This is a genomic window from Streptomyces sp. NBC_00223 (assembly GCF_036199905.1).
Classification (GTDB): Bacteria; Actinomycetota; Actinomycetes; order Streptomycetales; family Streptomycetaceae; genus Actinacidiphila.
Genome location: NZ_CP108109.1, coordinates 6,642,678 through 6,662,465, shown reverse-complemented (window position 1 = coordinate 6,662,465; position 19,788 = coordinate 6,642,678). Strand labels below are relative to the sequence as shown.

Below are 19,788 nucleotides of genomic sequence, written 5' to 3'. Positions count from 1 at the left end.
GGAACCGCAAAGGCCGATCCGTCGTTACCAACAGCATGACCGTAATGACGCCTGGCTCGAATGTGCCGCTCTCCGTCCCCCGGGTGACGGTGGAGGTCGCCGCCCCCGTGCGGCTCGATGTCTCGGGCCTGCTCCTCACCGCTGACGGCAAGGTGCGCTCGGACGACGACTTCATCTTCTACAACCAGCCGCAGGGGCCCGGCGTGAGCCACCGCTCCGGCGGCGGTTCGTCCCCCGACGCGATCACCGTGGACACCGGCGCGGTGCCCGCCGGGATCGAGAAGATCGTGGTGACCGCGAGCCTGGACAGCGGCGGTCCCTTCGCGGGCACGACCCCGACGGCCACGGTCCGCGGTGACGACGGCTCGGTGGTCGCCACCTTCTCGCCCACCGGGCTGGGACCGGAGACGGCGCTGGTCATCGTCGAGATCTACCGGCGGGCCGGGGCGTGGAAGGTCCGCGCGGTCGGCCAGGGTTACGCCAACGGGCTGGGCGGCATCGCCACGGACTTCGGGGTCAATGTCGAGGAGCCGGCCGCGCCCGCGCAGCCCGCCGCCGCGCCCTTCAGGCCGAGCGCCGCGCCGGTGCCCCCGCCGCCGGTCGCTCCCCCGCCGTTCGGGCCCGCGGCCACCCATCTGCCGCCCCCGCCCTCCGCGCCGCCCGCCATGCCGCCGGCCCCGCCCGCCGTGCCCGGGAAGGTCAACCTGGACAAGGGCCGGGTCAGCCTGCGCAAGAACGAGACGGTGTCGCTGGTCAAGGCGGGCCGCCCGCTGCTGTCGTCGGTCCGGATGGGCCTGGGCTGGGAGCCGGCCTACCGCGGCCGGGACATCGACCTGGACGCCTCGGTCATCGTCTACGACCCGCAGCGCAACCACGTCGTCACCTGCTACTTCGGCAAGCTCTCGGTGCTGAACGGGGTGATCCAGCACTCGGGCGACAACCTCACGGGTGACGGCTCGGGCGACGACGAGGTGATCACCGTCAACCTGGGCGCGCTGCCCGCGAACGCGACCGGTCTGATCTTCACCGTGAACTCGTACTCCGGGCAGAAGTTCGACAAGGTCGCCAAGGCGTACTGCCGGCTCTTCGACGCCATCACGGGCGAGGAGCTGGTCCGCTTCGACCTCACCAACGGCGAGGCCCGCACGGGTGTGCTCATGGCAAAACTGGTGAAGCAGTACTCGGGCGAGTGGGAGATGACGGCGCTCGGCCAGTTCGTCGACGGCCGTACGGCGAAGGCGATGGTCCGGCCGGGCGCGGCGGCGCTCTGAGCGTCGGGCCCTCTTCCGGGGGCCTCCCGGGGACTTCGGGGGCCTTCGGGGCCTTTCGTGGCCTTGTGGCCGCGCCGCCGTGCGGGCGACTCCGCGTGGTGGCGCGGCCCTTTCCGTGGGCCCGGCTCACCTCGCGGCGGCCCGCGCCTGGGTCTGCGCTGCTTGGATGGCGGCGCGCAGCTCCTCGGTGAGGCCGAGCGGGACGCCCGTGCGGTGGCAGTGGTAGAGCGTGCTGACCAGGACATGCAGACGTCTGCACGTCTCGCCCGTGACCGGCTGGGCGACGATCTGCCGCAGGTCGGCGAGGACTTCGTCCAGCGGCCGGGCCGCGACCCGCACGCACGCGGCCTCCAGGGACGGCACGCGGGGCAACGGCAAGGCCGCGTCCACAAGCCCGCGAACGGTGAGCCGCCCACCCGGCCCTTCCCCCACGCCCACCACCTCCCGCCTCCGCCGTAGCCCCGACCCCGGGTCTACGGGGGTGCTCCGCTGCGACGCTACGAGCCCGTGGTACGCGGTGGCGAGCAATGTGCAGAAGTGTGCAGACACATCACCCGGCTGCGAATCCACCGCCAACGCGCCCTTGACGGCTGACGCCCGGCACGCGACCGTGATGCACACAACTGCACGTACTGCCGATGGAGGCTGACATGCCGTTACAGTTCATCGGGATCGATCCCGAGACAGGGGACAAGCACAGTCCCACCGTGTGGGTCGACCGGGAGCACAGGGAGCTGGTCCTCCAGGGGTGGCGGCCGGGGACGGAACTCGCCGCGGAATGTGCCGCGTTCGAGGTCCCCGGGCACGCGAAGGGCATCCCGGAGGACGAGGCCGTGATCCGTATCCCCGCCAGGATGGTGCACATGATCAGGGAGGCGTGCGAGTGCGACACGAGGTCGCTCCAGCTGAGTGGATGAGTGAGAGGAGGAGGTAACCGCCCCGGACCGGTGTCCAAGGTCCGTCCCCACGTTCGCATGCGTCGCTGGCAACGGCGGGGTGTGAAGCCGAGCGGAAAAGTCCAAGAGCAGCCTGGCCATCGGGCAGCCACAGGCGAAGGGGAAGGCTGGACGGGCGAATGTGAGTGAACCCTTGATGACGCCTCGTTACTTCCAAGTCGCGCGGATGGCAGAGCAGTTGGCGGCTATAGAACCCGAGCACGGAAGAGTGCTGTGCGATCCCGCTTCTTCGCATGAGCGGGAGTGGACACCGCAGGTTCCGGGGTAAAGAGGGCGCCCACCCCAGCCGCATCTCACTGGAGCGGAACGTGGAAACCCTGTTGGAGTCCGTGAGGTTCACGGTAAGCCGGAGGCAACGAAGGCTCAACTCTCCAGCAGGACAGGATGATCCGAGAAGCGAATGCCGACAGGGCGAAAGTCCAGGGGAAACCGGGGCGGACAAGCCTCCCCGCATAACCCGTCGGATACGGGCATGTGCCCGGCCCGAAAGGGAGCCCACGCGGATCAGGTGAGCCTGTGAAGATCAGCTATCTGGAAACCAGAACTGAGGGGCAAGTTAGATGCCGAGTTCAGGAACGAGGACAGGAGCAACTGTCCGGCCTGCTCTGGCGAACGGACCCGAAGACCACACGCAGGCATGGAACAGCATCGACTGGGCCAAGGCCGAAGCGTCGGTACGGCGACTGCGGCAGCGCATCTTCACAGCTACGCGCGAAGGGCACTTGAAGAGAGTCCGAAACTTGCAGAAACTCATGCTGCGATCCCACTCCAACGTGCAGGTAAGCGTGAAGAGGGTGGCCCAGTTGAGTTCCGGACGCCGGACGGCCGGCATCGATGGTGAAACCGCCCTGACTCCGAAGGAGCGAGGACGGATGGTGGCCGAGCTGGCAGCCAAACCCACCATCGACCATGCTCGCCCCGTACGGCGCGTGTACATTCCCAAAGCGAACGGAAAGCGACGCCCGCTGGGAATCCCAGTCATGTGCGACCGTGCCCGCCAGGCCATGGTCAAGAATGCGCTGGAACCCGAGTGGGAAGCTCGTTTCGAGGCTCGGAGTTTCGGCTTCCGCCCCGGACGAGGGTGCCACGACGCGATCACGAACATCTTCAGCACGGTGGCCCAGAGACGGGCACGGCGGCTGTGGGTTCTCGACGCTGACCTGGCATCGGCATTTGACCGGATCGACCATGAGCACCTGATGACGAACCTTGGCCACTTCCCTGGTAGGGGAATGATCCGTGGATGGCTCAAGTCAGGGATCATGGAGAACATGCGGTTCGCGCCTACTGAGGAGGGAACTCCGCAGGGTGGCGTGGTGAGCCCGTTGTTGTTGAACATCGCTCTTCACGGGATGAGTGCAGCCGCCGGTTGCCTCGAAGGTGCCACGTTGTGGCAGCGGAGGGATGCGCCGGTGCTTGTGCGGTACGCCGACGACTTCGCCGTGTTCTGTCACAGCGAGAGTCAGGCGTATCGGGTCAAGGATGACTTGGCCGGGTGGCTGGAGCCGAGAGGGCTGTCCTTCAACGAGGAAAAGACGCGCGTTGTCCACCTCGAAGAGGGATTTGACTTTCTCGGGTTCAACGTTCGCCGCTACAACGGGAAACTGCTCACGAAGCCGAGCAAGTCCGCTGTCAAGGGGTTCCGGAAAAGGCTCCGCGACGAGATGTTGGCCCACCGAGGGTCTAACGTGATGGCCGTGGTGAAGCGGCTCAACCCGATTCTTCGGGGATGGGCCACCTACTACCGGTCGGGTGTGTCCAAGAAGACGTTCCGCGATCTGGACGACTACTTGTGGAAGCTGACCTTCAAATGGGCCAGACACACGCACCCGAGGAAGTCGAAGACCTGGTGTACCGAAAGGTACTACGGTCAGTTCAACTCGTATCGCCAGAGCAAATGGGTATTTGGTGACCGGGAAACCGGCATGTACCTCTACAAGCTCAGGTGGACCAAGATTGAACGGCACGTCGGCCTCAAGGCGGGGTATTCGCCTGATGATCCGACGCTCGCCGAGTACTGGGCGAATCGCACGCGCAAAAGGATGCCAGCAACCGCGGACAGGACGTCTGTCACGCTGGCAGCTCGCCAAAAGGGGATCTGCCCCCTGTGCAAACAGGCGCTGATCTCCGGTGCCGAATACGAGCCTGACAGCCCGCGGGAGTGGGCGGCCTGGTTCTCGGCATCCATGAAGATGCTTCACAAGCATCACTTCGTGTATAGGCGGCACGGCGGCTCGGACGAGAAGACAAACCTCCGCCTCGTACACGCTGAATGTCATCGCCAGCATCACGCTGGCGACAACAGGAGGGCCGGGCAGGCATGAACGCGCGCAACAGCTCTGGGGGCTCGCTTGAGCCGGATGCGGTGAACAGCCGCACGTCCGGTTCTGAGGGGGCCGGGGCGTGGCAACACGCTCCGGCTACCCGACTGCCGTCGAGCGTGCCGACCTTCGATGAGCTGATCGGCTCGTGCGAGAGTTCGGCCGTGCACCTGGAGATGCGCGACAGCTACGCGGTCGACTACGAAGCCGGGCCCTTCGCCGACTGGAGGGCCGGCGTCCGTCCGGACCCGGCCGACCGCGCTTCCTGGTGGCGCCCATGGCTCGACCTCATCTCCGGCACCGTCGCCCGTGGTGTGGTCGTGCGCCGGGCCCGCATCGTGTCCGAGCCCGTCAGCGAGTACATCCGCTATGAGCACTCCGGTACGTTCACCAACGTGGCCGCCGGTGAGCACGTCCGCTGGCTGCCGCGTCGGCAGGCGTCGACGATCGCCCTACCGGGAAACGACTTCTGGCTGTTCGACGGACGGTGGGTGCACTGGAACCACTTCGCCGGGGACGGCTCCTCGACCGGTGAGGAGATCACCGACGACCCCGCGGCGGCGAAGCTCTGCGCGAGCGCGTTCGAGGCCGTGTGGGAGCGCGCCGTCCCGCACGACCAGTACGCCGTCCGCTGACGCCAGCCGCACCGACAGGTCCAGCCCATGCCCGAATCACCGTCGTCCTCCGCCCAAGCCGCGCGGGAGGCGGTGGCACGGCGCCTGCGCACCATGCGCAAGAGTGCCGGGCTGACGGTCACCGAGCTGGCCGACCGGTGCGGCTGGCACCACGCCAAGACCTCCCGTATCGAGAACGGGCGGACAGCCCCTTCCGCCGTCGACATACGCCGCTGGTCGGCCGCGTGCGAGCAGTCCGCACAGGCCGAGGATCTGATCGCGCGGTCCCTCGACGCCGAGTCGATGTACCGGGAGTGGCGCGAGCAGGTCCGGGCCGGGATGCGACAACTCCAGGAGAGCGCCGCACGGCTCTTCCACGAGACGGCGCTCTTCCGGGTCTACTCGTCGACAATGGTGCCGGGCCTGCTCCAGACCGAGGGGTACGCCGCGGCGCTGCTGTCGACGATCGCTGACTTCCGGCAGATCCCCGTCAACGACGGCCCCGAGGCCGCGCGGGCCCGCGTCGAACGGTCCCGGGTCATCCACCAGCCGGGGCACCGGTTCGTGTTCCTCGTCGAGGAGGCGGCACTGCGCTACCGGATCGGTGACGCGGAGGCGATGGCCGCGCAGCTCGGCCACTTGCTGACGGCCGGCGCGCTGCCGGCGGTGTCGCTGGGCATCATCCCGGGCACGGCACGCGCGCGCGGAATGTGGCCGCAGGAGACCTTCCATGTGTACGACGACCGTCTGGTGTCGGTGGAACTGCTCTCGGCGGAGGTGACCGTCAGCCGGCCCGGCGAAGTCGCCCTGTACGTCGCCGCGTTCGAGCGGTTGCGGGCCATGGCCGTGTACGGGGCCGACGCTCGGGCCCTGGTGGTGCGCGCGATCGACGCGCTGCGCTGACGGCGACCGGTCACCGCCCCGCGGAAGGATCACGTGCCGCGCGCGCCGGCCCCGTCGGGGACCGTCAGCCCGCCGCGCGGGTGAGGCGTACGAGGGGGATCTGCCGGTCGTTCCGGCAGCGGTCCTGGTAGCCGTACAGCCCGGTGATCTCCTCGCTCAGCAGGTGGAAGAGGCGGTCGCGGTCGGGACCGTTGGTCACGGTGGCGGCGGTCGCCCGGAACGACTCGCCGAGGTACTCGACGCCGACCTCGGGGTGGGCGACGAGGTTCGGGTACCACTGGGGGTGCCGGGGCTGACCGCCGGCCGAGGCGGCGACGATCAGATCGTCGCCGTCCTCCCGCACGCACATCGGTGTCTCGAACTCGCGTCCGGTGCGCACACCGACCGTGGTGACGATGACGAGCACCTGCCCGCTGCCGAGCCGGCCGCCGTTCGCGCGCAGTTCGGACATGATCGAGGCGTTCCTGGACTGGCGTTCGCCGGTCGTGGCATCGGTAGTCATACCCGAGACCGTACCCGAGCGCTTCCCCGCGAGCGCCTGCCCGGGGGCAGGCCGCCCAACAGGGGTCGGAGGCACGAGGGTTGGCCGCCGGGCGGTGCGATTCCACGCGGGGGGCGGGCCGTTCGCAGGTCCGGCACTCCTTCTGCACAGACGGTCATCTGTTGGTCACCCAACCTTTACCGCCTCACATCTACCCGCATAGACCCGTGGCCGGGACCCTGAAAGAGATCGCCGGTCCCCCACCCCACACCCCTAGCCACGGGAGCGCTCCCCCATGCCCAAATACCGTCTCCTGCACGGCGTCTGCGCCGCCGCCGGTTCCGTACTGCTCGCCGCGACCGCGCTGTTCGCGGGCGGCGGCAGCGCACAGGCCGCCCTGCCCACCCCCATCGCCGCCTCGACCGCCCTCACCTACCTGTCGGGCATGACGGCGACCGACGAGACGCACGCGTCCACGTACGACCGCAGCCTGTTCCCGACCTGGATCACCATCTCGGGCACCTGCAACACCCGGGAGTACGTGCTCAAGCGCGACGGCTCGGACGTCGTGACCAACAGCGCCTGTACGGCCACCTCCGGCAGTTGGACCAGCCCGTACGACGGCGTGACCACCACCAACCCCTCGACCTTCGACATCGACCACCTCGTACCGCTCTCCGAGGCGTGGGCGTCCGGCGCGTGGGCGTGGACCACCGCGCAGCGGCAGGCGTTCGCCAACGATGTGACCCGCCCCCAACTGCTCGCGGTCTCCGCGTCGTCCAACCGCTCCAAGGGCGACGACGACCCGGCCGAGTGGCTGCCGCAGGCGTCGTACCAGTGCACGTACGCGCGGGCCTGGGTGCAGGTCAAGCACTACTACGGTCTCGACGTGGACACCGCCGAGAAGACGAAGCTCAGGTCGGTGCTCAACGGCTGCTGAGCGCACGACCGTATACGACCGCCCCCACGCGCCGGACCGCATCCCGGACCGCGGGCCGCACCTCGCGCCTGACCGCGAGCCGCACGCCGGCCCGCCCCAACTCGCCGAACCGCCCCACCCGCCGGCCCGCCTCAGCTCGCCGTGCCGCCCTCGCGCGAGCGGGCCTTGAAGGCGGCCTTGCGGGCGTCCTTCGCGGCCTTGCGGTCCGGGTGGAGGCGGCCCATGGCCTCCAGTACGTCCGCGGTGGCCGGGTGGTCGACCCGCCACGCCTGCTCGAAGAAGCCGTCGTGCCGGGCGACCAGATCGCGGACCAGCTCGGAGAGGAGTTCGGGCGCGTCGTCCGCGGCGAGCTGGGCGGCCAGCGTGTCGATGGTGAGCCAGAAGACCATGTCCGCGCCGGGCGCGGGGATGTCGGCGGCGTCGTGCTCGGTGAGCCAGACCCGGGCGAGGCCGCCGAGCCGCCGGTCGTCCAGCACCTCGCGCACGGCGGGCTCGGCCTCGGCGCCGAGCAGGGCGAGCGTCTGCTGGCACATCAGCCGGCGGCCGGGCGCGGCCGGGTCGTCGCCGCGGCTCGCGGCCAGCAACTCCCGTGCCGCGTCGGCCGGTTCACGATCGGCCAGCCACAACTCGGCCTCGGCGCGGGCCGAGTGGTCCGGGTAGTCGGCCAGCGCGTCGAGCAGTTCCTCGGCGGGGGCGCCCACGAGGTCGCCGAGGGCGGGCGCGTGGGCGCCGGCGTCGGCGAGCCGTTCGCGCAGGCCGTGCACGCCCAGCGGGGTGAGCCGGACCAGCCCGTAGCGGGAGATCTCGTCGGGGTCGAGGTCGTCGAGGCTGTTCAACTCCTCGGCCGCACCGGCCCCTTCGGCGGAAGCGCCGGCCGCGGCGTCCGGCCGATCGCCCTCGTGGCCCTGGTCCTCGCGCTCCTCCTCGATCAGCGTCTCGTCCACCGGGTCGTAGTCCAGCAGCCCGGTCGGCGCGAGCAGCCGGAAGTGGTCGTCGAGCCGCATCATCACCTCGGTGACCTCTTCGAGCACGGCGTCGCTCGGCTGTTCCATCTCGTCGGGCACGACGAGGGACGCGGCGAGCACCGGCAGCGGCACGGCGCCCGCGGCGGGCGACTCGCCCGTGCCGTCGTCCATCGCCATCAGCGCGTAGAGGTTGGCGAGGGCGCTGTCCAGAAGCTCCGCCTCCTCCTCGGGGTCCCAGTCCAGCTCGTCGAGCAGCGACTCCCTGACACCGTCGATCGGTTCGCTCCGCAGGCCCTCGAAGTCCGGCGCGGCGGCCTCGGCCAGCGCGGATTCGGCAGCGGCCAGCCACAGGTCGACGATCTCGCGCGGGTCTCCGGTACCGATCCGGGAGTACGTCGGCCCCTGCACCACCCGTCCGGCCGCCTCGCCGACCGGGGTGGACTCCTCGGCCTCCTCCTCGATCTCCAGGACGAGCAGCCCGGTGTCGACGGCCACACCCCACGCCTGGACGGTCCCGACGAGCCCTTCCTCACCGCTGTCCGCGAGCCCCAACTCCGCGGCGGCCAGCGGCAGATCGTCCTCCAGCAGCTCGCCCATGCCGTCCACCCGCCGGTACGGCGCGGCCCAGCGGGTCAGCCGCAGCGCGCGGTCCAGCAGCGGGACGGCGAGCGCCTGCCGCGCGAGGTCGTCCACGGGAAGCAGCCGTACCGGCGGCAGGACGAGGGGACTTGCGGGCATCGGACGGGCTCCCATTCGGCGAAAGTGTCGAGGATACGGGCACGGGGGGACGGTTCGGGCGCGGCAGGGCGGAGCGCGGCCGCGGGCCCACGGCGGGCACACACGGCGGGGGACGCGTGAGGTTCAGCGTATTGCCTGCGCAGGGGTTCCCGGTCGCGTCCTGGCCGACCCGGGCGGGCCACGGACCCGTCTTCGCCGGTGATTCAGCCGGTCGGGTGAGGGTGTTCGGACCGCCCCGGTTGACCCGGCGCCCCGCCCTGTGCCCATCCGGCCGTCCGAGCACCCGCCGCCGAAAGCGGCACCCGCGCGTCGCGGGGGTCCGGGCCGGACTCACCGCGGATCACGTCGGGCGGGGAACGCCGGCCGTTGCGTGGGCGGCGGGGGCAGACGGCAGGGCGGGGGCCGTGAGCGGATCCGCGGTGGACGCGAGGGAGTTGACCGGACGGTTCCTGTCGGCGGCCGGTGCCCGGCAGACCATGGCCGTACTTCCGCCCGTACAGGTGGCGGGCGATCCGCCGTGGGCGCGGGGGCCGTTGCCCTTCGCCCCGGACGGGCGGCCGTCGGACGGCGCCCTTGCCCGGACCGTGCGCCCCACGACGACATACGCCCGCGCCCGGCGGACAGCGCCGGGCGCGGACGGACTGACCTAGCGTCAGTTGTGGCTGTGCAGCGCCGCGTTGAGCCCGCCCCAGGAGCCGGTGCGCTGGAGCACCTCGACCTTGCCGGTGGTGGAGTTGCGGCGGAAGAGAAGGTTGTCGGCGCCGGACAGCTCGACGGCCTTGGCGATCTGGCCGTCGGGCAGGGTGACGCGGGTGCCCGCGGTGACGTAGAGCCCGGCCTCGACCACGCAGTCGTCGCCCAGCGCGATGCCGAGCCCCGACTCGGCGCCGAGCAGGCAGCGTTCGCCGACCGAGATGATCTGCGTGCCGCCGCCGGAGAGGGTGCCCATGATGGACGCGCCGCCGCCGACGTCGGAGCCGTCGCCGATGACGACGCCCTGCGAGATCCGGCCCTCGACCATCGAGGTGCCCAGCGTGCCCGCGTTGAAGTTGCAGAAGCCCTCGTGCATGACGGTCGTGCCCGCGGCGAGGTGGGCGCCCAGGCGGACCCGGTCGGCGTCGGCGATCCGGACGCCGGAGGGGGCCACGTAGTCGGTCATCCGGGGGAACTTGTCGATGCCGTACACCGCCAGGTGCAGGCCCTCCGCGCGGGCGGCCAGCCGGGTCGCCTCGATGTGCGGCACGGGCACCGGGCCGAGCGAGGTCCAGGCGACGTTCGCGAGGAGGGCGAACAGACCTTCGAGGTTCAGGCCGTTGGGGCGGACCAGGCGGTGGCTGAGCAGGTGCAGCCGCAAATACGCGTCGTGCGCGTCGAGGGGCTTGTCGTCGGTCGAGGAGATGACCGTACGGACGGCGATGACCTCGACGCCGCGGCGGGGGTCGGGGCCCAGCGCCTTGGGGGCGGAGGCGCCCAGGGCCTCGGCGGCCTGCTCGGGGGTGAGGCGTGTGCTGCCCGCGGGGCCCGGTGCCTCGGTGAGTTCCGGGGCGGGGTACCAGGTGTCGAGTACGGTGCCGTCGTCGGCGACGGTGGCGAGGCCGAGGCCGGTGGCGCCGGGGGCACGGGTGTCAGTCATGGGACGACGCTAACAGCGTCCCCGCACCCGCCGCACCATCGGCTCCCCCGTCCCCCCTGTCCCGGCCACCCCTGCGCCCGGGCCCGCCCCGACCCGCCCGGTCACCCCCTCAGTAGCGCTGCTCCGGCGGCGCGTCCTCCCAGGCGGCCGCCTGCTCGGGGGACGCGCCCAGCACCGCCGAGCGCAGCCAGTGGGTGCCCGGGGCGAGAGTGGCCGCGAGCAACGGCAGCGCGGTTCGCGGGAAGTAGACGTGGGTGCCCGGCTGGAGGTCGATCACCCGGCCCGCGCGGGCGCCGCCGAGGTCGCGCAGTCCGCTGAGATCGCCCGCCGGGGACACCGCGAGCGCGCTGCCGGCGGTCTCCTCGCGGACCGTCGGTCCGCCGTCGCGGTCCACCGCGAAGCCGCCCTCGGCGGTGTGCAGGGTCCGCCCGGTACGGACCCGGTGGGTGCGCAGGTGCCAGGGCGCGGCCGCCGTGAGCCAGGTGGTGATCTCCACGTCGGGCCACGGCCGCCAGGTGCTGACGATCGTGCCGTCCTCCCCGGTCGCCGTGTCCACCGGCTCCTCGCGGACCCGCCAGTGGACCGGCTCGCCCTCCCCCGCGTCGTCGCTGACGGCGAGCATGGAGTCGTACGCCCCCTGCTCCAGGCCGAGTTCGCCGACCGGCAGGCTGAAGCCGAAGCGGGTGGAGTAGGCGAACTTGGCGTACTTCGCGGAGCCGCCGCGCGCCCAGCGGTTGTGCTGCTGCCCGCTGAGCAGCGTCACATCGCCTCCGGAGCGCATCAGCACCGCGCCCGGTTCGGGCTGGACCAGCGCCTCGGGCAGGTCGGACGGCAGCGGCCGCTCCTCGGCGGTCCAGAACGGGTGCTCGGCGGGGAGCGCGAGCGGCAGGAACGCCTTCATCGCCCAGTACGGCGACCCGGGCCCGTTGTACTGTTCGGCGATCGCGGGCTGCGGATAGCCGTAGCCGATGGTCAGCAGCCCGTGCGGCGCGGTCCGCGCGGTACGGTCCCGCCACCACCGCAGATGCCGCAGCAGCAGCCCCTTGACCTCGCCGGCGGGTACGGCGTCCACGCCCGCGTACGGCAGCGCGCCCCAGAAGGCGCCCTGCGCGAAACGGTAGGTCAGGCTGCGGCCGTACGGCACGGCGGATCCGTCGTCGGCGAACCAGTGCCGGAAGCCGAGTGCGAACTCCCCCGCCCGCTGCCGGAATCGGGCCGCCCTGACCGGGTCCTGGTCGCTGGCCAGGGCGGCGTAGATCAGGCCGTAGAAGTGCATGGCCCAGGGGATGTAGTAGTCGCGCTGCGGGGTGGCGCCGTCCGCGTACCAGCCGCCGGACAGCGCGTAGGTCTCCAGCCGGTCGAGCCGGGTGTGCCGGGCGTCGCGGTCGTGGGCGTAGCCGACCCGGTCCAGGCCGAGGCTGACCATGACGGGGAAGAAGTTCCAGTTGTTCGCGGCGGTCACCCGGTGCAGGCAGGCCGCGAGCCAGGCGCCCACGCGGTCGCGCTCGGCGCCGCTGAGCGGGTCCCAGATCCGTTCGGGGGCCAGCGCGAGGGTGAAGCCGATGGCGGCCATCTCCACCAGCCGCTGGTCGACGTCGCCGGGGGCGCCCCAGTATTCGGGGTGCTCGGGGTCGGTGCCGGCGGCCAGGCCGCGGGCCCAGTGGTCCCAGTGCGCGAACTCCCCGCCGCCCGCGCCCAGCGGTGCCAGACCCCACAGCGGACGGGCGTATCCCTCCAGGTCGGCGGCGTTGTCGTCGTGGTGGGCGGCGTTCACCCCGAGCCTGATCCGGGCCCCGCCGGGACTGATGTACGGCAGCAGGGGTTCCGCCAGCTCCCGGACGTACGCCTGTGTCTGCTCGCGTGCCGTCCGCCCGTCCGTGCCGCCCGCCATGACCCGACCACCCTCCGCTGGAATATTGCGATAACTTTCGCAACTTCCGCCGGAGCCCGCAATGTCTCTGCCACGACAAGGTCAGTGGTTCTGCCATGTGAGACGTCGGTGGGCGCTCTTCCGTCTCCGTATCGAAAGGCGCGCGTTCACCCTTCGGCAACGCGGATCGCACGGAAGCGAGGGTGGGTTGGCAGAACGGGTCGACCTCACGGGCCGACAGTTCGAGCACTTGGCGGTCGGCGGACGTGCGGGCAAGGACATCCACGGCGGGACTCTCCGGCATTGCCGGGCCCACGACCGCTGATCACCTCGGAATGACCCGTCGAGTGCCGTGGCCGGAAAGGTTTGCCTGGTTCGCGGCGTCCGGTGCGGTGCATCGCAAGGCGGAGAATCGCCCTCGTACTGGGCGTACTCGGGCGACTTCGACAACGCAGCGAGGTGCCGTGCAGGGCGTCGCGAAGCGGTGAACCTTTCCGGTCACGGCACTAGCGTGTGGCGAGCCGCTCCAGCAGGGCGGCGCTCCGCGCCAGCAACGCCCGCTCCTCATCGGTGAGTTCGGCCTCGATGGCCTGCGCGAGCCAACCGGCCCTGCGGCCGCGCTCCGCTTCGAGCGCGGCCCGGCCCGCGTCCGACAGCTCGACCAGCGACTTGCGGCCGTCCGTGGGGTGCGCCCGGCGCGTGATCAGGTTCTGTTCCATGAGCAGCCCCACCGCCCGGGCCATCGACTGAGGGCGTACGCGCTGATCGGCGGCGAGGTCGCTGGTGGTCATGGCGCCGTCGCGGTCGAGTGCGCCGAGCACGGCGACCTGGCCCAGCGGGATGCGGTCCTCGTGTTTGACACGTCGGGTGAGCTTGCCCATCGCGGTGCGCAGTTCGGCGGCGATGACGGCGGCTTCCGAGGTGGGCATAGGGCACTTTACCCCGTTGGTCAGCAAGGCTGTGCACCCGATCTGCACAGCAATGCTGTGCAGCAAAACTGAGCAGCATTGCTGTAGGGTTTAGTTGTCGGGCCAGCGCCAGCGTTGTCGCAGCCGGGGCCACGGCACACGACAACGGGAAGGAACTCCCATGTCCGCGAAGGCAGTTGGAACCGTCAACGCCGCCATCGAGACGGCCGTCGAGACCACCATCGAAACCGTCACCGCCCGGCGGATCATCGACAGCCGGGGCAACCCCACGGTCGAGGTCGATGTCGTCCTGACGGACGGGTCCCTTGGGCGGGCGGCTGTCCCCTCCGGCGCCTCCACCGGCGCCCGGGAGGCCGTGGAACTGCGCGACGGAGACTCCGCGCGCTGGCACGGCAAGGGCGTCGACCGCGCGGTGGCCCACGTCAACGGGGAGATCGCGGCGTCCGTGCGCGGCCGGGACGCGGCGGACCAGGCGGGTCTCGACGCCGCGCTGGTCGCCCTCGACGGCACCGCCACGAAGTCCCGGCTCGGCGCCAACGCGATCCTCGGCGTCTCCCTCGCCGCCGCCAAGGCCGCCGCGGCGGCCCACCGCCGGCCCCTCTACCGCTACCTCGGCGGCGCCGACGCCCACCTCCTGCCGCTGCCGATGATGAACATCGTCAACGGCGGCGCCCACGCCGACAATCCGCTGGATTTCCAGGAGTTCATGATCGCGCCCGTGGGCGCGGACACCTTCGCCGAAGCCGTCCGCATGGGCAGCGAGGTCTTCCACACCCTGCGCCGCGATCTGCTGGCCGCCGGGCACTCCACGGGCGTCGGCGACGAGGGCGGCTTCGCGCCCGCGCTGCGTACCGCCGAGGAGGCGCTCGACTTCGTGATGACCGCCATCGAGCGCACCGGCTACCGCCCCGGCACGGACATCGGCCTGGTCATGGACCCGGCGTCGTCGGAGTTCTTCCGCGACGGGGTGTACGACTACGCGGGCGAGGGGGTGCGGCGCACTCCCTCCGAGCACGCCGACTACCTGGCCGGGCTCATCGACGCCTACCCGGTCGTCTCCATCGAGGACCCGATGGCGGAGAACGACCTGGACGGCTGGCGCGAGCTGACCGCCCGCGTCGGCGACCGCTGCCAGCTCACCGGCGACGACGTGTTCTGCACCAACGAGACGCTGCTGCGCGAGGGCATCCGCACCGGCGTCGGCAACTCGGTTCTGGTCAAGGTCAATCAGATCGGGACCCTGACCGAGGCGCTGACCGCGGTGGCCACGGCCCACCAGGCGGGCTGGACCGCTGTCATGTCGCACCGCTCGGGCGAGACGGAGGACACCACCATCGCGGATCTGGCGGTGGCGACCGGCTGCGGTCAGATCAAGACCGGCTCGCTCTCCCGCTCCGACCGCACGGCGAAGTACAACCAACTGATCCGGATCGAAGAGGAGTTGGGCGACTCGGCGCGCTTCGCGGGCCGCTCCGCACTGCGTCGGGCGTGAACGGCGGGCAGAGGTAGGGACCACGCGGGCCACCGACCCGGCCGCGGACCCGACTACCGACCCGGCCACCGACCCGGCCGCGGGCCTGTACGGCGGCCGGGCCCTCGTTCGCACGCGACACGATCAGCTCCCGAATGAATTCAGCCAGTCCTCAACGCCTGCCTGCGCGACGAACGCCTCGGCACCGGGCGGCAGGGGTCGACCACATGGGAGAGCGCTCTCCCGGAAGGCCGGAAAGACCCTCCGAGAAAGCGCTCTCAGCGGTGGTTCGGTGGATCAGCGGTGGATCAGAGGTTCTGCGCTCTGCGCTCTGCGCTCTGTGCTCTGTGCTCTGTGCTCAGCGGTTCGGTGGATCAGAGCTTCAGTGGATCAGCTGGTAGTTGCTGTCGAGCACCGCGCCCTTGCCGGCCTGCGACTCGTCGTAACCGTGGGCGTCGCACTGGAGGCCGCCGTTGATGCAGTGCGCGACCATGGCGGACTGCGTCGCGGTGTCCCAGTCCGCGAAGAAGTCGTAGTGGAAGGAGAAGCCGGCCCCGCTGGACAGGCTCACCTGCGACATGTTGCCGTTGACCGGCCATGCCATCTTGAACTCGATCATCGGCAGGGCCACCGGGTGGTCGGCCGGGCAGACGTTCGCGTTGGCGCCGCCGGCCACCGGGTAGGCCATGTGGCTCTTGTGGTCCGGGGTGTCCAGGTGGATACCGTCCCAGCAACTCGGCGCCTGGAGACGGAGGTTGAGCTGTGTGTCAGGGGTGTTCGGGCAGGTGGGCGGGAAGTTGTAGTTCTTGTAGCTCGTTCCGCACTCCCAACCCTCCACGGTCCCCTTGAGGTTCTTGAACTCGTCCTGGGACTGCGTGGGGCTGCCGACCACGAAGCGGAGACCCTTGGGGAAGGGCCGGACGCTGGTGTAGTCGTTGATGGACGACTTGTAGTAGATCGTCTGCGGGCCCACCGGAAGGATCTTCTGGGAGCCGTTGAACAGACTCGGCATCCAGTAGGCCGACTTGTCGCCGGGTGCCAGGCAGGTGGTGCCGCTCGCCGCCTCCAGGGAGGCGGTGACCGAGTTGGCGTTGGTGCTCACATTGCCCATGAAGGTGTGGTCGTGCGACTTGCCCGGCTGCCCGGGGTAGACGATCGGGTCGTCCGGGGCGGTGTGCGTGGGGGCGCACTTGGCCTGGAACTCGTGGAAGTACGCGTGCGGCGGCTCGTACGTGGAGGGCGTGACGCCGGTGACCGGCGGATTGGCCATGATGTAGCCGTCTCCGTCGGGGTCGTCCCCAGAGGTCTGGGTGGACGCGGCCATGGACATCGCCATGACCTGCTGGTGTCCCGCCGACGAGGCCGCGACGGCCGTGCCGTCCGACGCGTTCGCCGTGAGCGCGGCCCCGCCGCCGACGGCGATCAACGCCAGCGCGATGAGCAGTCCTGGGCCTCTTCTGAATCTGCGTGCCATGGAAGTACCTCCTGCGGGTGGGGGGGAGGGATCGCGCCGCCCGCCGAAAGGCAGGCATGACTCACCGAAAGGCAGGCGCGACTCGCCGGAAAGACCGGCGGGAGAGCGCTCTCCCGCTGAGGATGTTGCGCCTCTGTTGCGGGTGTGTCAACAGACAGAGATGTGAAGAACGCGCATGTGTGCGTATGGCCGAAAACGACCGCGGGAACAACAACGGACGGCCACCGCCGGGGAAGCGGTGGCCGTCCGTCAAAAGGGCGAAAAGTCGGGCTCAGACGTTGAAGCCCAGGGCACGCAGCTGGTCGCGGCCGTCGTCGGTGATCTTGTCCGGGCCCCACGGCGGCATCCAGACCCAGTTGATCTTCAGATCGTTGACGATGCCCTCGGTCGCGGACCTGGCCTGCTCCTCGATCACATCGGTCAGCGGACAGGCCGCCGAGGTGAGCGTCATGTCGAGGGTGGCGATATTGGCCTCGTCGATGTGGATGCCGTAGATCAGGCCCAGATTGACGACGTCGATGCCGAGTTCGGGGTCGACCACGTCGTAGAGGGCCTCACGCAGCTCCTCCTCCGAGGCCGGCTTGACAGCGGTCCCTGAGTTTCCTGCGACGTCGCTCATGCTGACTCCTTAAACGTGCTCGCGGTGCCGGACAGCGCCTGCGCGGTCGCGTCCTTCCACGCCATCCAGCTCAGCAGCGCGCACTTCACGCGCGCCGGGTACTTGGAGACGCCGGCGAACGCCACCGCGTCCTCCAGCACCTCCTCCATCGCGTCGTCCGGCTCGATACGGCCCTTGGACTGCATCAGCTCCAGGAAGGTCTCCTGGATCTTCCGCGCCTCGGCCACGTCCTTGCCGACCAGCAGTTCGTTCAGCACCGAAGCGCTGGCCTGGCTGATGGAACAGCCCTGGCCCTCGTACGAGACGTCGCCGATGACACTGCCGTCCATCCGTACCCGCAGGGTGATCTCGTCACCGCAGGTGGGATTGACGTGGTGCACCTCGGCCTGGCCGTCGCGCAGCCCGCGCCCGTGCGGGTGCTTGTAATGGTCCAGGATCACGTCCTGGTACATCGAGTCCAGCTTCACTGGCATTCACCTCGCGATGTCGTCCCGGGCGCACCGGTCGGCCTGGTCATTGCGTGGGGGTACGGGGGGTCGCCCCCCGCAAGGAACAGCACAGCAGCACCACCATCACCCGAAGAAGTTCCGGACCTGCTCCAACCCGTCGACCAGGGCGTCGACCTCGGCCGGGGTGGAGTACAGATAGAACGACGCCCGCGTGGTCGCGGGAATTCCGTACCGCAGGCAGACCGGCCGGGCGCAGTGGTGACCGACCCGTACGGCGATGCCCTGTTCGTCCAGTACCTGCCCCACGTCGTGGGGGTGGATGTCGCCCAGGGTGAAGGAGATCGCGGCGCCGCGGTCCTCGGCGGTGGCCGGACCGATGATCCGCAGATCGGGGACTTCCAGCAGCCGGTTCACCGCGTACTCGGTGATGGCGTGCTCATGGGCGGCGATCTTGTCCATGCCGATCGCGGTCAGATAGTCCACCGCCGTGCCCAGGCCCACGGCCTGGGCGATCGGCGGGGTGCCGGCCTCGAACTTGTGCGGCGCGGGCGCGTAGGTGGAGGAGTGCATCGAGACGGTCTCGATCATCTCGCCGCCGCCCAGGAACGGCGGCAGGTCCTCCAGCAGCTCCTGGCGGCCCCACAGCACCCCGATCCCGGTCGGGCCGAGCATCTTGTGGCCGGTGAAGGCCACGAAGTCCGCGCCGAGCGCCTGCACGTCCAGCACCATGTGCGGGGCGGCCTGCGAGGCGTCGATCAGGACCAGCGCGCCCACGTCCTGGGCGCGGCGGACGATCGCCTCGACCGGGTTGACCGTGCCCAGGATGTTGGAGACCAGCACGAAGGAGACGATCTTCGTCTTCTCGGTGATGACCTGCTCGATGTCGGACAGGTCGAGCCTGCCGTCGTCGGTCAGACCGAACCACTTCAGCTTCGCGCCCGTGCGCTGCGAGAGCAGCTGCCACGGCACGATGTTGGAGTGGTGCTCCATCTCCGTGATGACGATCTCGGTGTCGCGGTCCACCCGGTAGGGCTCGTCGGCCCAGCCGAGCATGTTCGCCACGAGATTGAGCGATTCCGAGGCGTTCTTGGTGAAGATGACCTCGTCGCGGCTGGGCGCGTTGATGAAGGCGGCGATCTTGTCGCGGGCGCCCTCGTACAGCGCGGTGGCCTCCTCGGCGAGCACGTGCACTCCGCGGTGGACATTGGCGTTGTGCTGCTCGTAGTACGCGTTCAGCGAGTCGAGGACCTGGCACGGCTTCTGCGAGGTGGCCGCGTTGTCCAGGTAGACGAGCTTCTTCCCGTCGTGGACCAGACGGTCCAGGACCGGGAAGTCCTTGCGGATCGCCTCGGTGTCGAGGAGGCCGGGGAGCACCCGGCCGGGCATGGTCACGCGGATGCTCCACCCTTCACGTAGGACTCGTAGCCCTCTTCCTCCAGCTTGTCCGCCAGCTCGGCGCCGCCGGACTCGGCGATCCGGCCCTGCGCGAAGACGTGCACGAAGTCGGGCTTGATGTAGCGCAGGATGCGCGTGTAGTGGGTGATCAACAGGGTGCCGACCTCACCGGACTCACGGACCCGGTTGACGCCCTCGGAGACGACCCGCAGGGCGTCCACGTCGAGGCCGGAGTCGGTCTCGTCGAGGATCGCGATCTTCGGCTTGAGCAGTTCGAGCTGGAGGATCTCGTGGCGCTTCTTCTCGCCGCCGGAGAAGCCCTCGTTGACGTTGCGCTCGGCGAAGGCGGGGTCCATGTGCAGTCGCTCCATGGTCTCCTTGACCTCCTTCACCCAGGTGCGCAGCTTGGGGGCCTCGCCGCGGATGGCGGTGGCCGAGGTGCGCAGGAAGTTGGAGACGGAGACGCCGGGGACCTCGACCGGGTACTGCATGGCGAGGAAGACGCCCGCGCGGGCCCGCTCGTCGACGGTCATGGCGAGCACGTCCTCACCGTCGAGGGTGACGGTGCCGCCGGTGACCGTGTACTTGGGGTGTCCGGCGAGCGAGTAGGCGAGGGTGGACTTGCCGGAGCCGTTGGGGCCCATGATGGCGTGGGTCTCGCCCTGCTTGACGCTCAGGTCGACGCCGCGCAGGATCTCGCGGGGGCCGTTCTCGGCTTCGACGGTGACGTGCAGGTCGTTGATTTCAAGCGTGGCCATG

19 protein-coding genes are annotated in these 19,788 nt (G+C 70.2%); 8 read left to right on the top strand and 11 right to left on the bottom strand.

What is annotated here, in order from left to right:
- Positions 1-44: 44 nt before the first annotated feature.
- Positions 45-1,271 (top strand): TerD family protein, encoded by a 1,227-nt coding sequence (locus tag OHA30_RS28410; protein ID WP_328916722.1) that lies wholly within the window; start codon positions 45-47, stop codon positions 1,269-1,271.
- A gap of 126 nt (positions 1,272-1,397) precedes the next feature.
- On the opposite strand, the gene OHA30_RS28405 is transcribed toward OHA30_RS28410, so the two are convergent.
- A complete protein-coding gene (locus OHA30_RS28405) occupies positions 1,398-1,634 on the bottom strand; it encodes a hypothetical protein (protein ID WP_328916721.1) in 237 nt (78 codons plus the stop codon).
- Between the two features lie 287 nt (positions 1,635-1,921).
- On the opposite strand from OHA30_RS28405, the gene OHA30_RS28400 reads away from it, so the two are divergent.
- From OHA30_RS28400 to OHA30_RS28385, 4 genes are all read left to right on the top strand, one after another.
- Complete coding sequence (locus tag OHA30_RS28400; RefSeq protein WP_328916720.1) at positions 1,922-2,188, top strand: hypothetical protein; 267 nt, start codon at positions 1,922-1,924, stop codon at positions 2,186-2,188.
- Positions 2,189-2,787: 599 nt separating this feature from the next.
- Complete coding sequence (gene ltrA, locus OHA30_RS28395; protein ID WP_328911761.1) at positions 2,788-4,551, top strand: group II intron reverse transcriptase/maturase; 1,764 nt, start codon at positions 2,788-2,790, stop codon at positions 4,549-4,551.
- A gap of 104 nt (positions 4,552-4,655) precedes the next feature.
- Positions 4,656-5,183 carry a DUF6879 family protein gene (locus OHA30_RS28390; protein ID WP_328918031.1) on the top strand — a complete coding sequence of 176 codons (528 nt, stop codon included), beginning with the start codon at positions 4,656-4,658 and terminating at the stop codon, positions 5,181-5,183.
- A 27-nt stretch (positions 5,184-5,210) separates the two neighbouring features.
- A complete protein-coding gene (locus OHA30_RS28385; protein WP_328916719.1) occupies positions 5,211-6,065 on the top strand; it encodes a helix-turn-helix domain-containing protein in 855 nt (284 codons plus the stop codon).
- 64 nt (positions 6,066-6,129) lie between these two features.
- On the opposite strand, the gene OHA30_RS28380 is transcribed toward OHA30_RS28385, so the two are convergent.
- Positions 6,130-6,567: a nitroreductase/quinone reductase family protein gene (locus OHA30_RS28380; RefSeq protein WP_328916718.1), complete on the bottom strand. Its 438-nt coding sequence runs from the start codon at positions 6,565-6,567 to the stop codon at positions 6,130-6,132.
- Between the two features lie 274 nt (positions 6,568-6,841).
- Between OHA30_RS28380 and OHA30_RS28375 the strand changes: the two genes are divergently transcribed.
- A complete protein-coding gene (locus OHA30_RS28375) occupies positions 6,842-7,486 on the top strand; it encodes an HNH endonuclease family protein (RefSeq protein WP_328916717.1) in 645 nt (214 codons plus the stop codon).
- Between the two features lie 131 nt (positions 7,487-7,617).
- On the opposite strand, the gene OHA30_RS28370 is transcribed toward OHA30_RS28375, so the two are convergent.
- The gene (locus OHA30_RS28370; RefSeq protein WP_328916716.1) at positions 7,618-9,189 is read right to left on the bottom strand and encodes a hypothetical protein; all 1,572 of its coding nucleotides are present in this window, start codon (positions 9,187-9,189) and stop codon (positions 7,618-7,620) included.
- Between the two features lie 404 nt (positions 9,190-9,593).
- On the opposite strand from OHA30_RS28370, the gene OHA30_RS28365 reads away from it, so the two are divergent.
- Positions 9,594-9,839, top strand: coding sequence for a hypothetical protein (locus tag OHA30_RS28365; protein WP_328916715.1), 246 nt, complete (start codon positions 9,594-9,596; stop codon positions 9,837-9,839).
- 2 nt (positions 9,840-9,841) lie between these two features.
- Here the strand turns inward: OHA30_RS28365 and dapD are convergent, their stop codons facing one another.
- The 3 genes from dapD to OHA30_RS28350 form a co-directional block, all read right to left on the bottom strand.
- Positions 9,842-10,822: a 2,3,4,5-tetrahydropyridine-2,6-dicarboxylate N-succinyltransferase gene (gene dapD / locus OHA30_RS28360; protein ID WP_328916714.1), complete on the bottom strand. Its 981-nt coding sequence runs from the start codon at positions 10,820-10,822 to the stop codon at positions 9,842-9,844.
- A 109-nt stretch (positions 10,823-10,931) separates the two neighbouring features.
- Positions 10,932-12,713 (bottom strand): DUF2264 domain-containing protein, encoded by a 1,782-nt coding sequence (locus OHA30_RS28355; protein ID WP_328916713.1) that lies wholly within the window; start codon positions 12,711-12,713, stop codon positions 10,932-10,934.
- A 485-nt stretch (positions 12,714-13,198) separates the two neighbouring features.
- Positions 13,199-13,621, bottom strand: a complete 423-nt coding sequence (locus OHA30_RS28350; RefSeq protein WP_328916712.1) for a MarR family winged helix-turn-helix transcriptional regulator — start codon at positions 13,619-13,621, stop codon at positions 13,199-13,201.
- A gap of 160 nt (positions 13,622-13,781) precedes the next feature.
- On the opposite strand from OHA30_RS28350, the gene eno reads away from it, so the two are divergent.
- Positions 13,782-15,113 carry a phosphopyruvate hydratase gene (eno, locus tag OHA30_RS28345; RefSeq protein ID WP_328916711.1) on the top strand — a complete coding sequence of 444 codons (1,332 nt, stop codon included), beginning with the start codon at positions 13,782-13,784 and terminating at the stop codon, positions 15,111-15,113.
- Between the two features lie 361 nt (positions 15,114-15,474).
- Here the strand turns inward: eno and OHA30_RS28340 are convergent, their stop codons facing one another.
- The 5 genes from OHA30_RS28340 to sufC all read right to left on the bottom strand — a co-directional run bounded on the left by OHA30_RS28340 (position 15,475) and on the right by sufC (position 19,787).
- On the bottom strand, positions 15,475-16,566 hold the full coding sequence (locus OHA30_RS28340; protein ID WP_328916710.1) for a DUF1996 domain-containing protein: 1,092 nt from the start codon (positions 16,564-16,566) through the stop codon (positions 15,475-15,477).
- A gap of 271 nt (positions 16,567-16,837) precedes the next feature.
- Positions 16,838-17,185, bottom strand: coding sequence for a metal-sulfur cluster assembly factor (locus tag OHA30_RS28335; protein WP_328916709.1), 348 nt, complete (start codon positions 17,183-17,185; stop codon positions 16,838-16,840).
- Entirely contained in the window at positions 17,182-17,652 is a 471-nt protein-coding gene (gene sufU / locus OHA30_RS28330) for a Fe-S cluster assembly sulfur transfer protein SufU (protein ID WP_328916708.1), read from the bottom strand. Before sufU ends, OHA30_RS28335 begins: the two co-directional genes overlap by 4 nt.
- 105 nt (positions 17,653-17,757) lie before the next feature.
- Complete coding sequence (locus OHA30_RS28325; protein WP_328918030.1) at positions 17,758-19,020, bottom strand: cysteine desulfurase; 1,263 nt, start codon at positions 19,018-19,020, stop codon at positions 17,758-17,760.
- Between the two features lie 2 nt (positions 19,021-19,022).
- Positions 19,023-19,787 (bottom strand): Fe-S cluster assembly ATPase SufC, encoded by a 765-nt coding sequence (gene sufC, locus OHA30_RS28320; protein ID WP_328916707.1) that lies wholly within the window; start codon positions 19,785-19,787, stop codon positions 19,023-19,025.
- Position 19,788: the final 1 nt, after the last annotated feature.

Coding starts and splice junctions, on each gene's coding strand:
- OHA30_RS28410 (WP_328916722.1), top strand. CDS start 45: ATGACGCCTGGCTCGAATGTGCCGCTCTCCGTCCCCCGGGTGACGGTG.
- OHA30_RS28400 (WP_328916720.1), top strand. CDS start 1,922: ATGCCGTTACAGTTCATCGGGATCGATCCCGAGACAGGGGACAAGCAC.
- ltrA (WP_328911761.1), top strand. CDS start 2,788: ATGCCGAGTTCAGGAACGAGGACAGGAGCAACTGTCCGGCCTGCTCTG.
- OHA30_RS28385 (WP_328916719.1), top strand. CDS start 5,211: ATGCCCGAATCACCGTCGTCCTCCGCCCAAGCCGCGCGGGAGGCGGTG.
- OHA30_RS28380 (WP_328916718.1), bottom strand. CDS start 6,567: ATGACTACCGATGCCACGACCGGCGAACGCCAGTCCAGGAACGCCTCG.
- OHA30_RS28375 (WP_328916717.1), top strand. CDS start 6,842: ATGCCCAAATACCGTCTCCTGCACGGCGTCTGCGCCGCCGCCGGTTCC.
- OHA30_RS28370 (WP_328916716.1), bottom strand. CDS start 9,189: ATGCCCGCAAGTCCCCTCGTCCTGCCGCCGGTACGGCTGCTTCCCGTG.
- dapD (WP_328916714.1), bottom strand. CDS start 10,822: ATGACTGACACCCGTGCCCCCGGCGCCACCGGCCTCGGCCTCGCCACC.
- OHA30_RS28355 (WP_328916713.1), bottom strand. CDS start 12,713: ATGGCGGGCGGCACGGACGGGCGGACGGCACGCGAGCAGACACAGGCG.
- OHA30_RS28350 (WP_328916712.1), bottom strand. CDS start 13,621: ATGCCCACCTCGGAAGCCGCCGTCATCGCCGCCGAACTGCGCACCGCG.
- eno (WP_328916711.1), top strand. CDS start 13,782: ATGTCCGCGAAGGCAGTTGGAACCGTCAACGCCGCCATCGAGACGGCC.
- OHA30_RS28340 (WP_328916710.1), bottom strand. CDS start 16,566: ATGGCACGCAGATTCAGAAGAGGCCCAGGACTGCTCATCGCGCTGGCG.
- OHA30_RS28335 (WP_328916709.1), bottom strand. CDS start 17,185: ATGAGCGACGTCGCAGGAAACTCAGGGACCGCTGTCAAGCCGGCCTCG.
- OHA30_RS28325 (WP_328918030.1), bottom strand. CDS start 19,020: ATGCCCGGCCGGGTGCTCCCCGGCCTCCTCGACACCGAGGCGATCCGC.
- sufC (WP_328916707.1), bottom strand. CDS start 19,787: ATGGCCACGCTTGAAATCAACGACCTGCACGTCACCGTCGAAGCCGAG.